The 14,250-nt window shown below is 44.6% G+C and carries 15 protein-coding genes; 8 read left to right on the top strand and 7 right to left on the bottom strand.

The genetic code is table 11. The features are described from left to right. Positions 1-8: 8 nt before the first annotated feature. Both ybeY and G9X62_RS05505 read right to left on the bottom strand, forming a co-directional pair. Positions 9-419: an rRNA maturation RNase YbeY gene (ybeY, locus tag G9X62_RS05510; RefSeq protein WP_223131766.1), complete on the bottom strand. Its 411-nt coding sequence runs from the start codon at positions 417-419 to the stop codon at positions 9-11. Between the two features lie 23 nt (positions 420-442). Continuing rightward, positions 443-796, bottom strand: a complete 354-nt coding sequence (locus tag G9X62_RS05505; RefSeq protein WP_223131765.1) for a YraN family protein — start codon at positions 794-796, stop codon at positions 443-445. A 68-nt stretch (positions 797-864) separates the two neighbouring features. Here G9X62_RS05505 and lipB point away from each other — a divergent pair, with 68 nt between their 5' ends. Both lipB and G9X62_RS05495 read left to right on the top strand, forming a co-directional pair. After that, on the top strand, positions 865-1,599 hold the full coding sequence (lipB, locus tag G9X62_RS05500) for a lipoyl(octanoyl) transferase LipB (RefSeq protein WP_223131764.1): 735 nt from the start codon (positions 865-867) through the stop codon (positions 1,597-1,599). Positions 1,600-1,629: 30 nt separating this feature from the next. After that, positions 1,630-2,355, top strand: coding sequence for a 3'-5' exonuclease (locus G9X62_RS05495; protein ID WP_223131763.1), 726 nt, complete (start codon positions 1,630-1,632; stop codon positions 2,353-2,355). Here the strand turns inward: G9X62_RS05495 and G9X62_RS05490 are convergent. From G9X62_RS05490 to G9X62_RS05480, 3 genes are read right to left on the bottom strand one after another with little or no spacing between them, the layout of a single operon-like run. Continuing rightward, positions 2,350-2,985 carry a PglD-related sugar-binding protein gene (locus G9X62_RS05490; RefSeq protein WP_223131762.1) on the bottom strand — a complete coding sequence of 212 codons (636 nt, stop codon included), beginning with the start codon at positions 2,983-2,985 and terminating at the stop codon, positions 2,350-2,352. The two genes, G9X62_RS05495 and G9X62_RS05490, sit on opposite strands and share 6 nt — an antisense overlap. Continuing rightward, positions 2,986-4,167: a M14 family zinc carboxypeptidase gene (locus G9X62_RS05485; protein ID WP_223131761.1), complete on the bottom strand. Its 1,182-nt coding sequence runs from the start codon at positions 4,165-4,167 to the stop codon at positions 2,986-2,988. Continuing rightward, a complete protein-coding gene (locus G9X62_RS05480; protein ID WP_223131760.1) occupies positions 4,167-5,258 on the bottom strand; it encodes a chloride channel protein in 1,092 nt (363 codons plus the stop codon). Before G9X62_RS05480 ends, G9X62_RS05485 begins: the two co-directional genes overlap by 1 nt. A gap of 64 nt (positions 5,259-5,322) precedes the next feature. On the opposite strand from G9X62_RS05480, the gene G9X62_RS05475 reads away from it, so the two are divergent. Genes G9X62_RS05475 through G9X62_RS05465 form a run of 3 tightly spaced genes read left to right on the top strand, consistent with a single transcriptional unit; the run spans position 5,323 to position 8,975 of the window. Next, complete coding sequence (locus G9X62_RS05475) at positions 5,323-6,747, top strand: DEAD/DEAH box helicase (RefSeq protein ID WP_130895614.1); 1,425 nt, start codon at positions 5,323-5,325, stop codon at positions 6,745-6,747. A 10-nt stretch (positions 6,748-6,757) separates the two neighbouring features. Further along, positions 6,758-7,477 (top strand): tetratricopeptide repeat protein, encoded by a 720-nt coding sequence (locus G9X62_RS05470; RefSeq protein ID WP_223131759.1) that lies wholly within the window; start codon positions 6,758-6,760, stop codon positions 7,475-7,477. A 7-nt stretch (positions 7,478-7,484) separates the two neighbouring features. Then, positions 7,485-8,975, top strand: a complete 1,491-nt coding sequence (locus tag G9X62_RS05465; protein WP_223131758.1) for a GH3 auxin-responsive promoter family protein — start codon at positions 7,485-7,487, stop codon at positions 8,973-8,975. 305 nt (positions 8,976-9,280) lie between these two features. Here G9X62_RS05465 and G9X62_RS05460 read toward each other — a convergent pair whose 3' ends face one another. Both G9X62_RS05460 and G9X62_RS05455 read right to left on the bottom strand, forming a co-directional pair. Further along, positions 9,281-9,637 (bottom strand): hypothetical protein, encoded by a 357-nt coding sequence (locus G9X62_RS05460; RefSeq protein ID WP_223131757.1) that lies wholly within the window; start codon positions 9,635-9,637, stop codon positions 9,281-9,283. Positions 9,638-9,946: 309 nt separating this feature from the next. Beyond that, positions 9,947-11,314 (bottom strand): TlpA family protein disulfide reductase, encoded by a 1,368-nt coding sequence (locus G9X62_RS05455; RefSeq protein WP_223131756.1) that lies wholly within the window; start codon positions 11,312-11,314, stop codon positions 9,947-9,949. Positions 11,315-11,415: 101 nt separating this feature from the next. On the opposite strand from G9X62_RS05455, the gene G9X62_RS05450 reads away from it, so the two are divergent. The 3 genes from G9X62_RS05450 to G9X62_RS05440 are packed head-to-tail and all read left to right on the top strand — an operon-like array spanning position 11,416 to position 14,192. Next, on the top strand, positions 11,416-11,727 hold the full coding sequence (locus G9X62_RS05450) for a helix-turn-helix domain-containing protein (protein ID WP_130895608.1): 312 nt from the start codon (positions 11,416-11,418) through the stop codon (positions 11,725-11,727). Between the two features lie 5 nt (positions 11,728-11,732). Then, on the top strand, positions 11,733-12,995 hold the full coding sequence (locus G9X62_RS05445) for a type II toxin-antitoxin system HipA family toxin (protein ID WP_223131755.1): 1,263 nt from the start codon (positions 11,733-11,735) through the stop codon (positions 12,993-12,995). Positions 12,996-13,031: 36 nt separating this feature from the next. Next, entirely contained in the window at positions 13,032-14,192 is a 1,161-nt protein-coding gene (locus G9X62_RS05440; RefSeq protein ID WP_223131754.1) for a helix-turn-helix transcriptional regulator, read from the top strand. The last annotated feature ends 58 nt before the right edge of the window (positions 14,193-14,250 follow it).

The raw sequence follows: 14,250 nt of genomic DNA, 5'->3' as shown, positions 1-14,250 counted from the left end.
GAAACATTTTAGTATTGTTTAATGTAAAAATCTTCTTTCTCGGTCATTAATGCCTTGTCCTCTTTCTTCTTGTCTTTATAACCTAGTAAGTGCAATAAACCGTGTACCATGACGCGCTCTAATTCTGTTTCTGAAGTACCTAGCTTTTCGCCGTTTTCTTTCACACGATCGATTGAGATAAAGATATCTCCTTCTATTTTCTTCGGGTCTTCTGAGTTATCAAAAGTCACAATATCCGTTAGTGTGTCGTGGTTCAAATACTCTTGGTTAATCTGTAACAGATATTCGTCTGAGCAAAAGACATAGCTTAACTCTAGGATCTTTTTCCCTTCTTGTTTCGCCACCTCGTTTAACCAGGCTTTGTGTTTTAACTTCTCTTTTAAGGAGAATGTTATGTCTTCTGAGCAAAATTGAATCATGTGCGCGCTATTAAAGCGCGAATTTACGAAAAAGCATCCTCGAAATGCTCTATTTTGAAGGCTTGTGGATAAAAATTCACCGAAATGCTGTCAAATCGGACTTCTTGGCGCCATTTATGCTGGTATTGGTAGGCACAAGCAGCCCTGCTGATGAGCCTTATTTTGTTCTGGGTGATTTTTTGTTCGGGATGTCCGTGGGTATTTCTTCTAAGGGATTTGACTTCTATGAAGATCAAGAGATCTCCCTTTTTTGCGACGATGTCGATCTCCGCTCGTTTGTAGCGGTAGTTTCTTGCTTCGATTGAATAGGCGTTTTTTAGTAGGTAGTCTACACTAATTTGCTCGCCTAGTTTTCCTTGTGTTATATGTTTTGCCATTATTGTATCTTTGTTTTTCTAAAGGTAGCCCGGCGATTTGCTAGGCGCTATCAGCCTCTTGATAAAGAATGAAGCAGAATAAAGAAGTCCAATTTGTTGATTTAAAACTGATAGAATACAAGGAAGCTTGGGATCTCCAGGAGACTTTGTTAAATCGTATAGCGTCGGTTAAATTGGATAATAGAGGCCTTGAGGAGGATCACAAAGTCATCACGAATAATTACCTTTTATTTTGCCAACATCCGCATGTGTATACCCTAGGTAAGAGCGGTGATGAGTCCCATTTGTTGCTGCAAGAATCCTTCTTGTCTACGATAGGTGCAACCTATTTTAAGACAAATAGAGGAGGTGATATTACCTACCACGGACCAGGGCAATTAGTGGGTTACCCTATTCTGGATTTAGAGAATTTCTATACGGATATTCATTTATATCTTCGAATGTTGGAAGAGGCAATCATTAAAACCTGTGAGGGTTTTGGATTAGTTGCCGGGAGAATCGAAGGTTTAACCGGCGTTTGGATTGATCCTGCTCAGGAGAGTGCACGCAAGATTTGTGCCATGGGTGTTAAGGCATCAAGGTGGATTAGCATGCATGGATTTGCATTGAACGTTAATACGGATTTGAGCTATTTCTCTCACATTGTGCCTTGTGGCATTGCGACCCGTGGAGTTACTTCGTTGCAGCAGGAATTAGGTAAGGAAATGGATTTTGAAGCTGTTTCGGCTATTGTCAAAGGGCATTTGAATGATCTATTTAAAATGGAATTAATGAATGTTTCACGTGAAACATTGAAAGCATAAGATTTACACGTTCCACGTGGAACATGAAATATGGATACCTTAAAGAACTTCAAGAATACCCTCTTCATTGATATCGAAACTTCGTCCGGAGTATCCGATTTTGCCCTACTTTCAGATAAAATGAAAGAATTTTGGCTAAGAAAGGCGAAGAATTTGATAAATCCCGCTAATATCAGCCTAGAAGAGATGTATTTCGAAAAGGCGCCATTGTATGCGGAATTTGGGAAGATTATCGTGGTGGGAATGGGCTTTTTGTTCGTTAACAAACAGGGCGAGATGGCCTTAAAAGTGAAGACGATTGCTCTGGCAGACGAAAAAACGCTTCTCACAGAGTTCATAGCGTTCGTAAATAAGACCTATAAGTCGAGAGAATTGACGCTAGTGGCGCATAATGGCAAGGAATTTGACTTTCCGTATTTGTGTAGACGCATGCTCATTAATGGATTGGAAATTCCGAAGTCGTTGCAATTACAAGGCAAAAAACCATGGGAAATTATCCACCAGGATACGATGGAGATGTGGAAGTTTGGCGATAGAAGATCCTATACTTCGCTAGAATTGTTAGCTGAATTGATGGGGATTTCTGGGGCCAAAGCTGATCTTTCTGGAGACCAGGTGAACCGTGTTTTCTACAAGGAAAATGGATTAGCTAGGATCAATGAGTATTGCCTAGAAGATGTCATCGTAGTGGCGCAACTCTATCTACGTTTTCACTTTTTAGATCTAGTTGCGCCAGAAAATATTGTCAAATTATAGGGCCTTTGCCGGATTTCCGAAGACACGTTTCGAGGCTGCTACATTCTCAATTACCACACTCCCCGCTCCTACTGTTGCGCTCTTTCCTACCTTCACACTTCCCACGATAGTTGAGTGAATTCCTACGTAAGCATTGTTCTCAATGATGGCTTCTTTGCCTATCACTGAACCCGCTCCGATGGAAGCAAAATCAGCAATTTGTGCACCCGTTTCCACGATAGCACCTGAGCCAATGATAACATGATCCCCCAGCTTTGTTTCAGGTAAAATCTGTGCTCCACTTCCGATGAATACACCGTACGCTAGGCTTTTCACATCTGCAATATTAGCGGTAGGATGTATGGCGTTTACGGGTTTTACTTCGCGCTCTTCTAAAATTAATTCGATCATTTTCTTGCGCTCGGTTGGGTTTTCTAAGGCTACAAATACGCCGCAGTTTTTACCAATTAATTTGAAATAAGACTCATCGTCTGCTGTTCCTAAAACGGGAATTTCGCCAATGCTGGTATCCTTTTTCTTAGGATCGTCATCTAAGAATCCGTAGATAACGACGTCGTTTTTTTGGAAAATGTGTGCAGCTTCTAAGCCAAAAGGATTTACGCCAATGATAATTACAGGTAATGAAGTCATTTAGGATTGTATTTTATGCGTGTAATCTGATAATTTGAAACTAGGAATTCCGTCTTTTAGCAAGACCAATTCGGTGTAATTCTCGCCTAAGTTAATGCTTGAATCAGGGGACAAATGTAAGTCTTTCCCGTCGATTTCTGTTAATCCATAGAACGGCGACATGTCTCCGATGTTCTCGACTACCCAGGAATAATGGATATTTCCATCGGTCATCGGGGTTTCTACCAAGTTAAATAATACGTCTGCGCGAACCGTCGCACTGAGTGGCGCATCGGTGATTTTGATGTCCACAATCGCTCGCTCGTTTGTAGGTAAGGCCTCGTAATCTTCTATGGATTCTGCTGCATAGGAACCATCTGCAATCGCGCAGAAGGCATCGAGCAAGAGACAAGCGTTTAATTTGCGTAGCGATTGTTTTTCTAGGTCCCATCCTGCCCCGCCTGATTCTAATAAAACCAAACCGTATCCGCGAGACGAGAAGGTATCACCAAAGGCGCGGGACTCAAATTCGTCTGTCCATTTGGCGATTTTGCCTGGGATAATGGGTTGGATTTGGTGCATCATTCGTTGGCAGATTTGGCCAGCACGTAAGCGTGATGGAGTCCAAGTTCCTGCATCGTCACCTGTGGTGGCTAGGAAGGCGATATGTGTTTGTTCTGGGCTATTGCCTACCGAATACAAGCGGTTTTGGTCGTGTAAATTGAAGGCAAAAGCGGGCTTAATTTCGTCAGCCCAAGCAGATAAAAGACGAGCTTCTACGGAGTTTTGCTTCGTCGCATCACGGTTCATATCGATACCCAAAGCCGTTTCGCGTTGCCATCTTTCTGCGCCATCTGCATTCAGGCGCGGAATGATGCGCAAGGTGATTTTCTGATGCAATTTTTGCTTAAACTCGGTACTAATTTGGCCTGATGTGGATAATAAACGAAAAATATCGGCTAAAGCCATAGTGGCTGTCGCTTCATCTCCGTGCATTTGGGACCAGGCAATGATTTGGATAGGTCCCTCGCCCCATTTTACCTCGTGGATAGGTCTGCCCTCTTCAGTTTTACCTAGCTCGCGGACAGCAAAATGGGTAGACCATTCGGTGATTAATTCTTGCCAAAGAGCCGCCGAAAAGCGGCGTTTCATTAGGCGATTTTCGCGGAAGGAGTCGTAGTGTTCGAAGGCTTTTGCAAACATTAGTAGATTGGTTTGGGCAGATAGTCAGCCCAGGTTTGATTTGAAAAGATTCCTTTTTTGCCTGAGCCGAATAGAACGATCAGGGTAATGATGAAATAAATGAACCAGGCAGATGTACCGAAAAGTTCCATGCCTAAGAAGGTGGCGGCAAGCGGAGTTTTGGCAAGACCACCATATAAACTGACGAAGCCGATGGCTGCCGATAATCCTACTGGTAACGCAAACCAAGAGGCGAAACCGGACGCCGCATGTGACCCGATCAAAAACAACGGCGTCGCTTCTCCCCCTTTAAATCCGAGACCTAAACTCAAGTTTGTCGCGAGCATTTTCCAAAGGGCGAAGTCTGGTGTGACCGACGTAAATGGTCGAAGTAAAAATTCCGAACCGAGTCCGATCGTTTCGTGAAACATCGGAACGCTTAGTACACCGAGCAAAATCAAGCCCGCGAGAATCCCTTTTAGAGGACCTTGTACGGGTGATTTGTCGAACGCAGCAATTATAATCGATTCTGAGCGCTTATAGAGAAAGGCAATTAGGGCTAAAAATAGGCCCAGGAGCGCTAATTTCGCATAAAATGTACCTGAAAACTCCGGTAAAAAAATGGCCGGGTAAGAAAGATGTTTTGTGCCGTACACGTGGAGACTGATATAATTCGCCGAAAAAGCAGCGAAAAGGCAGGCGGGGATGTGGCGAAAATTAATTTTGCCCACCTCTCCTACTTCGAGTGCAAAAAAGGCTCCGGCGAGTGGCGTTCCAAAAACGGAGGCGAAGCCGGCGGCCATGCCAGCCTTAGAGAATAGGTCAACGTCTGAAAATTTCTCACCCAGCACCCGACCCATGGTGACTGCCGTTCCCTCGCGACCAACAGACGCTCCGGCCAAATGACTCAGCCAGGTGGCGGGGATGATGAGGTAGGCTGGGACTTTGAAGCTTTGGAAAATTAAACCTACCAGAGGTAAGGCATAGAGGTAGGATCCGTTGTGTTGAATCCAGTCGAGGCCGGCTAAAAATAGCGAAGAAAGGCTCCCTGTGACGAAGGAGAGTGCGACCAATAGGCCTAGATTCGATAGAAATGCCTTAATTCGTGCCAAAACAACAATAATTTTGTTTCAAAGGTAAGAATTATATTTTCCCTACCTTTGCAAATCTACTACAATGCCGAATCCAATGGATGAATTTTTAAGTTTGGGATTAAATCCACAGCTGCAACGCGCGTGTACCGCGGTGGGTTATACGAAACCAACTCCGATCCAGGAGAAGGCGATTCCGTTATTATTGCAAGGCCACGATTTGCTGGGAATTGCGCAAACGGGGACCGGAAAGACGGCTGCTTATGCGTTGCCTATCTTGATGCGCTGCAAATATGCGCAAGGAAAGAATCCGCGTGCCTTGATTTTAGCGCCTACCCGCGAGCTGGTGATGCAGATTCACACCGTGATGATCGGTTTAGCGCAGTTTACGGACTTGCGTATTTTAGCCTTATACGGAGGATTAGGGCCAAAACCTCAGATCCAAGCCCTCGAGGAAGGCATCGACATCCTCGTTTCTACGCCGGGTCGATTCCTCGAATTGTACCGCAAGGATGTGATTGTGGTGAAGGAATTGAAATTCTTGATTTTAGACGAAGCGGATAAGATGATGGATATGGGCTTTATGCCGCAGATTCGTCAGATTTTGGAGAAAATACCGTACAAAAAACGAATGAACGGATTATTTTCTGCGACTTTCCCAGAGAAGGTGGAGAACTTGTCCCACGAGTTTTTGGAGTTTCCGATGAAGATCGAAATCACCCCGCAGGCAACGCCAGCGAGCCAGGTGACACAATCGGTTTACGAGGCGCCAAACTTATTAACGAAATTACACGCCCTGGCTTACTTTATGCAAAACCCTGATTTTCATCGGGTTATGGTATTCTGTCGCTCGAAAGATGCGGCAAATGAGGTGGAGAAGTGGTTGTTGAAATCCTTGCCGAAAGACCAGGTTCGTGTGATTCACTCGAACAAGGGCCAGAACACGCGTATCAATGCGATGGCCCAATTCCGCGAGGGAAATGTGCGCGTTTTGGTGACCACGGATGTGGCGGCACGCGGGATCGATATCCCGAAAGTTTCTCACGTGATCAACTTCGATGTGCCTTTGATTTATGAGGATTATGTCCACCGAATCGGCCGTACGGGACGTGCAGAGGAGATAGGGGAGTCGATTACCTTTATTACGTTAGCGGAAAGCTACCACTGGACGAAGATCGAGGAGATCATTCAGCAGAAGATCGAAATCGAACAGCTGCCGGAAGGAATTAAGATCGAAGAAACGCCGTTTTTAGAGCAACAAGATATGTTACGCGCGGTCGATGATCAGCGCAAACGCGAGGATCCGGACTTTAAGGGTGCGTTCCACGATAAGAAATGGGTGATTAAGGCCAAAGCGGCAGGCAAGAAAGTGCCCCAGAAAAAAGCCGTTACTAAAGCTGGACCCAAAGGCGGCGCCGTTCAAGGCCCTAAGCCTATTGTCCGAAATAACCGCCCAGGTAAGAATGCAAAATTCCGTCCTGGCGCAGCGTCCAATAAAAAGAAACGTTAGTTTTGTGATTATGAAGAGAGTTCTGTTATTGTGTTTGATTTCGATGGCTGGTTTCACAGCGTTTTCGCAGACTAAGCCCGCAAAGAGTGAAGCGGTCGCGGCGCCTGTAAAACCCGTTCGCGCAGCGAAGTACGAAGTTTTGTATGGTTCAAAACCACTGTCGAAAGCCGATCAAAAAGAGTTAAATGAGTTCGTGGCGAGCTGCGATGCCTCTTTTGGCTCGAGAGCTGAAGCCGTGGCTTTTTTCGCGGAACGCGCTTGGGAATATATTGCCTCTGCTCGTTTAGACACCGCGACTTACCGCTTTAATTTGATTAGTGCGCTTGACCCGAATTGCGTGGATGCGTTTTGGGGATTAGGGGTTATTTCGTTCCAAAGAGGGGACAACGATCTCGCTATTCGCCTGTTAAACAAAGGTTTAGAGCTTGATTCTACACAGTCGATGATGCGTGTGGATTATGCGATAGTGAAGTTAGATTGTTACCAAAAAGGCCAGGATTGTGGAACTTTGGACGAAGTAGAAACGGAATTAAAGCATGCCCTGGCACAGGATCCGAAGAACGCGAATGCGTGGATGAAGCGCTGCCAGGTGGCGTATTATAAAGAGAATTACGAGTTAGCGTGGACCTATTTCCACGAAGCTCGCATGGCTGATATTTTGCAATTGGACTTGAATTTTGGTTCGCTGTTAGCTGCCAAAATGCCGGATCCGAAAGGCATATTTAAATAGTGTAGCGATGGGTATTCGTTCCTTTTTTGCCAAACCTCTAGCGGCCCGTGTCGTTAAAAAGTACCGCTTGAGCCAACAGCAGGCCTTTGAGCGCCAAGACTTTTGGTTAAAGCAGATGGTGGCAAAGGCGGAGAAAACCCTTTTCGGGCGAGGGCACTCCTTCTCCAAAATCAAGAACTACCTCGACTACCGCTCTAATGTACCCATCTTCGAATACGAAGACATTAAGCCCTATATTGACGAAGTTGTGGCGGGTAAGGAAGATATTCTTTGGCCAGGAAAACCAGCCTATTTTGCCAAAACCTCCGGCACCACCTCCGGCGTCAAATACATCCCCATCTCATCGGATTCGATGCCTTTTCACATTACTGCTGCGCGAGATGCCTTGTTGCATTATGTTTATTATAGTGGCAATGCGTCGTTTTTAGACCGGAAGTTGATTTTTCTAAGCGGTTCTCCGGAGATGACCGAGACGAATGGAGTGCCCACTGGCCGCCTTTCGGGGATCGTGAACCACCATGTGCCAGGTTATTTACGCGGCAATCAGATGCCATCTTATGAGACGAATTGCATTGAAGACTGGGAGCAAAAGCTCGAGGCCATTGTGCAAGAAACGATTTCGAAGCGGATGGGATTGATTTCCGGGATTCCGCCTTGGGTGCAGATGTATTTTGATCGTCTAGAGGAGTTATCTGGCCAAAAAATAGGCGACCTCTTCCCCGATTTCCAGGTCTTCGTGACCGGCGGCGTAAACTTCGAGCCATACCGGGAGAAACTACTGGCCTCGATAGGCCGAGAAATTGACGTGGTGGAGACATATCCCGCTTCGGAGGGGTTCATTGCGTTTGACGACTCTTCGGGCGAACCAGGGCTTTTATTGAACGTAGACGGCGGGATTTTCTTTGAGTTTGTTCCTACGGATACCTATTTCGGTGCTAACCCAGTCCGCTTAAGCCTCACAGAGGTCTCATTAGACGTTAATTACGCGCTCTTGTTGACGACGAATGCCGGCCTTTGGTCCTATTCCATCGGCGATACCGTGAAGTTCGTTTCTTTGAATCCCTATCGCATTGTGGTGACGGGTCGGATTAAGCACTTTATTTCGGCCTTTGGCGAACACGTCATCGCTGAAGAAGTCGAGAAAGCATTAGCTGCCGCGCTCTCTGCTTGCCCAGAAGCTCGGGTGGTTGAGTTTACTGTTGCACCGCAGGTTTCTCCTGCAAGTGGTTTGCCTTACCATGAGTGGCTTATCGAGTTTTCATCGCCGCCGTCGTCTTTATCTGCTTTTCAGGAGGCTTTAGATGCGTCCATGTGCGCGCAAAATATCTATTACCGTGATCTGATTACTGGCTCTATCTTGCGCCCTTTAGTTCTTACTTCACTTCCCGCAGGTGCTTTTATCTCATATATGAAGTCCCAGGGTAAATTAGGGGGCCAAAACAAAGTTCCCCGCCTCTCGAATGACCGGGTGCTGGCGGAAGGCGTCCTGCGGACTTAGTCGACTCGCCACTTCGTGGCTTAGTCATCGCTTCGCGGTTTAGTCAGATATGTTGTTTGCGGGCCGTATGAGCAATAATGTGTGAAATAAACGTCGAGGTACTCAGAGGGCTTTTCAGGTATTGACAGAATGTGTCAATTATCTTCCTGTTTTCAGGGCATAAAAAAAGCCTGAAGATTCAGGCTTTTTCAATTCGAATATTAATTAGGCGCTTAGCCTACAATTACATCTTTTTTCATTTTGTTTTTGTTTAAAACTGAGATAAAGGTAGAAGGAAAAATGGATTAATGATGATTGTGAATGATTTATTTTACGGTTAAATAATTGCCGGATTGGAATTTCTTAGTGGTGATGCAATCTACGCTCAAAAAATCTTTCACAAATACTTGATTAAAGCCAGATAGGGCATGTTTTCCTATAATTGTGAGTCGAATAAAAGATGATTTATCTTTCCATAAATCGGGCAAATTATCAGTTGTTCTAAGCCTCATTGCGTGTAGATTAAAGGAATCATTATCGTTGCTTCGTGGTATATAGGCGATAAAATTACCCTTAAGTTTTATGTCGCTTCCTTGTAAATTATTCCCCTTAAAATCTCCCACCGGTTTGTAAAATGTTAATTCTACACGCACGTCGAAAATTACGGCAGGCGTTAAGTTCACAAATTTGAACGTGTAATTGTCTTCGCCGTTGAATTTTACGAGGCTTATATTTTCTGAAATCGCAATGATTGGCTTTTTCTGGTACAGGAAGAATACGAGAAAAAAATAGGATGAGGCGAGGCCCGCCGAGATACTTACTATTAGGTCCATATTATTAGTGGTTATTTTTGCAAACCTCTAACAATTTTCAGCCCAAACCTATCAGGTTATTGATAATCGCATTTGGGGTGTTGACAGCAATTGTCAATACCTGAAAAGTCCTCTGCGTACCTCGAGCAAAATACCTCACAATAGTGGCATCAAAGCCCCCTATGGCACATTAGGTCGCGAGGACTGTAGGCCGGCGAAGTATTTTCGGAGGGTGGTGGGGCTGATTTTTTTAGCGATGATTTCGCCTTTGCGGTTTAAGAGATAAAAGGTGGGGTTTGAGAAGGCGTCGTAGGTGCTGCGCAAGGGGGAATTAGCGGGTAGGTCGACGTGGAGGACGTTCGTGTTTACGCGGTATTTAGAAATGAAATCTAGCCAAACCGCGCGGGATACGCCGGGTTCGTTGCAAACCGCGAAGCGCCCTATTTTTAGGTTCATGATGCGGGAGATGACGGAGGTGGTGGAGTCGATTTCGGGGACCTCTTTTTGGCAATGATCACAGGTGGGTGCGTAGAACATTAGGAGGGTGTAATCGTTCTCTGATGCGAATTTGTGGAGGTCCTGGGTGGCGCCGGCGGTGTCTTTTAGCACGATGTTTGCGGCGACTGCGTTCGATTTCAAGGCGCTCAATTTATCGGCTTCTTCTTTAAAGGCTTTTTTCTGCGCGGCGGTAAACGCGCCGCACGCATTCCCTACCCCGTATTTGGTTAAAAACCAGGCATAGCCCTCTGTGTTGCCCACGATGTTTCGGTTCTTCATCACGGTGGAGAAATAGTCGAAAACGAAGGGATAGGATTTGGCGCCGCAGTCGATTTTGGACATCGCTTTTTCTACACCTACACGGATCGAATCAGCTTGCAAAGGATAATAGGAGAGGTATTCTACGAGCAAAGAACGGAAAACGGGGGTGAACAATAACTTCCCATCGCTAAAAGGGATGCGAGAAAAGAACTTAGAGCGAGCTGCATAATCCGTACGGCTTGGTACGGATTCGTCCAGCGAATTCAGTGATTTAAAATAGAGTGCAAGCGTAGAAGTGGGGGGAAGCGACAAAAGTGCTTTCTTGCGGAAGGCTACTAAGGCAGTCGTTTTGGACTGGAAAAAGGCAGCTTTCTCCGCGAACTTGAACTTGCGACCGCGGGCAATTTCTACCTGGTACAGGGAGTCGATGACGGCAAAGGATTTTTCGAGTCTTTGGTAGTTTAAAAAGACTTCGTTTTTTGGGTCTGAGGAGTGTGCTGAATCTAAATAGGCCGGGCCGGAAAAGGTCAAAGTGAATTTATCGTTGTTCTCGATATTGAAGTAGATGCGCTCCTTAGACGGAGCGAATTGTAGGTAATAAATACCGCCTTTGATGGGAGTTTTCGATGTTAAAAGCGTGCCGCGCACAGTGTCTTTGGCCAAATAATTCTTCTCATCAAACAGGGTTCCACGGAAATAAACGGGGTCTTTTGTGCGAGAAACAGTGATTTTAAACTGCGCCTGGGTAAAAAGCGGGATGAAAAGTAAAAGGGCAAAGAATCTGTTCATGGGGGCAAATATAGGAAAATTTAGTTTTTAGACAGAATCAAATTTATAATGTTAATTTTAATTAACAAAATAGGCTATATTTGTAAATTATATTTAATGTTATGGCGAATTCGGGATTTCCACTTATGCCTAAATACCAACGAATTTTGAGTGGTATGGGTGAGAATATTAAGCTAGCGCGTTTGCGCAGAAAATTGAGCGCTGAGCAAGTGGCTATGCGGGCAGGGATTAGTCGTCCTACGCTTGTTTCGATTGAAAAAGGGGTGGATTCTGTCAGTATGGGGGCGTATTTTATGGTATTGCACGTGCTAAATTTATCCTCTGATTTTTTGCTACTTGCAAAGGATGATGTGCTGGGAAGGAGATTACAGGATTTGGAATTAGTGACAAAGCAACGCGCGCCTAAAAAATAAGAAAGATGGCTTATCGAAGTGTTTTTGTATATGCTGATTGGGAGGGTTTGCCAGAGGAGAAAATGCTCATGGGTCAACTGCAATCGGAACTATTGCGAGGAAAAGAGGTATTTTCTTTTGTTTATTCGAAGGAATGGTTGTCGAGTAATTTTGCGCAAATATTGGATCCCGATTTAGTTTTTAGTGAGGGGTTGCAGTATTTGAGTGATGATAAAACGAATTTTGGATTGTTTTTAGATTCATCGCCGGATCGCTGGGGAAGAGTTTTGTTGCGTAGGAGGGAGGCGGCTATGGCGCGTTTGGAGAAAAGGGCTATGCAAAATTTGACCGAACTGGATTTTTTGTTGGGTGTTTTTGACGGAAATCGGATGGGAGGATTGCGTTATAAAAGGGAAATGGATGGACCTTTTTTGGACGATAACAAACAATACGCGGTTCCGGCCTGGACTTCCATTAGAGAATTAGAACAGATAAGTTTGCGTTTAGAAAGCGAGGAAGCGGTTCAGGATCCTGATTATTTGCGGTGGTTAAGCTTATTAGTGGCGCCTGGATCTTCCTTAGGGGGCGCTCGCCCAAAAGCAAGTGTTGCAGATGTGAACGGGCACCTTTGGATCGCCAAATTCCCCAGTGGACAAGATACGTTTGATGTAGGTGGCTGGGAATTGGTAACGCATCGTTTGGCATTAAAAGTGGGCCTTGAAATGGCTGAGGCAAAAGCTAAAATCTATTCAACAAAGCACCATACTTTTTTAACGAAACGCTTTGATCGAACAAGTGCTGGCAAAAGAAAACATTTTGCTTCTGCGATGACACTTTTAGGCTATTCCGATGGACAAGATGGCGCTAGTTATCTTGAATTAGCTGATTTTATCATACAACAGGGTGCGAATGTTTCGAGTGATTTAGTTCAATTGTGGAGACGAATGGCCTTTTCTATTGCCGTTTCTAATGTGGATGACCACCTTAGAAATCACGGTTTTTTGTGGTCCAAAGAAGGATGGATTTTATCCCCGGCTTATGATATTAATCCCGTTGAAACAGGTACAGGTCTTCATTTAAATATCTCTGATGTGGATAATGCGTTGGATTGGGATCTACTCAGAGAGACCGCGCCATTCTTTAGAATAGAAGCAGAGCAAGCAGAAAAGATTATTGTAGAAGTGAAAACAGCCGTTCAGGGCTGGGAGAAAGAAGCAAAAGCTGTTGGAATTCCTTTATTAGACCGTGATTTAAAAGCAAATGCGTTCCGTATGGCTTTCATTCCCTAATTATTACTATTTTGCAACCGAAAACAAAACACCACCTTGCTAACTATCGTTGAACTATGCTATGATTTCGTGATCTCCACGCTGGTGGGATTGTTTGGGCTGCACCTGATTACGAAGAAGGGTATGCTGGCGTCGAAGTTTTTAGGGCTGTATTTTTTGATCTTTTGCGCTCGTATTATTTTAGCGTATTTTGCTACGGGCGGTCGCCTACAAGAGTACCCGCATTTGTATATGGTAGGTTCTCCTATTCATTTCTTAGCGCCTCCTGTTGCTTTCTTGTTTGTTTATTTTATGCTGTATCCTGCCCAAAAATGTAAGATTTGGCATTGCTTATTATTTCTTCCTTTTGTCTTGCATCTGGCAGAGTTATTGCCGTTTTATTTTGGCCCAGTTGAGAATAAGCTAAGCGAGATTCAACTCGTGATGAAATATAAATCTTTAGTTAATTATCCGGGTACGGTCACCTACTTTCCACCTAGAATCTTGTCCTTTTTGAAGGTTAGCGGATCTACGATTTATGCCATTGCGTCATTCCTCCTGGTCCTCCATTTCATTCGTAAAAACAGCTACAAGCGAAGCTTCGTTATCAATTGGTTGCTTGCCTACACTAGCTTAAGTCTGCTGTCCATTGTATTTATTATCGCCTATGTGATGGGCATCATTGGGTTTAATAATCTACAATTCTCTTATGCGGATCTCTTGATGCATTTAGCCGCATTCCTGAATGTAGGGATTGTTTTATATCGTCCTGACTTGTTAGATGCTGTAACTTTCCAAAGCCTAGTGAATCGCTTGCAACCAGAGCAACGTCATCCTGAGCCAGATGAAGATGCGGAGAAATTGAAAAAATACGAGGGATTTGCCCAGCGATTAGAGGAGTATTTCGTAGCTCAAAAACCTTTTTTACAAAGCGATGCCAGCTTGGATAATACCGCTAAATCGATTGGTATTTCAGCGCGAGAATTATCGCGTACCACACAGTATATCTACGAGTTAAACTATCCAGATTTTGTCAATTCGTGGCGGATCAATTATATCGTGGAGCAGCGTAAACAGCACGAATCATGGCGGACGATGTCTCAGGACTTGATGGCGGAACAAGCCGGTTTTGGGTCTAGACAAGGACTTCATAATGCCATTAATAAGCTTCATCATATCACTCCGGCCGCTTTTTTTGCTCAAAAAGACGTAGAATAATTTTTGTCCAATTTTTGTAACAGGCGTAATATGTTACAGATGCACTTGTCCAATTTTT

Source organism: Aquirufa lenticrescens (assembly GCF_019916085.1).
Taxonomy (GTDB): Bacteria; Bacteroidota; Bacteroidia; order Cytophagales; family Spirosomataceae; genus Aquirufa; species Aquirufa lenticrescens.
The sequence above is the reverse complement of the archived record's forward strand: the minus strand, read 5'-3'. Positions and strand labels throughout refer to the sequence as shown.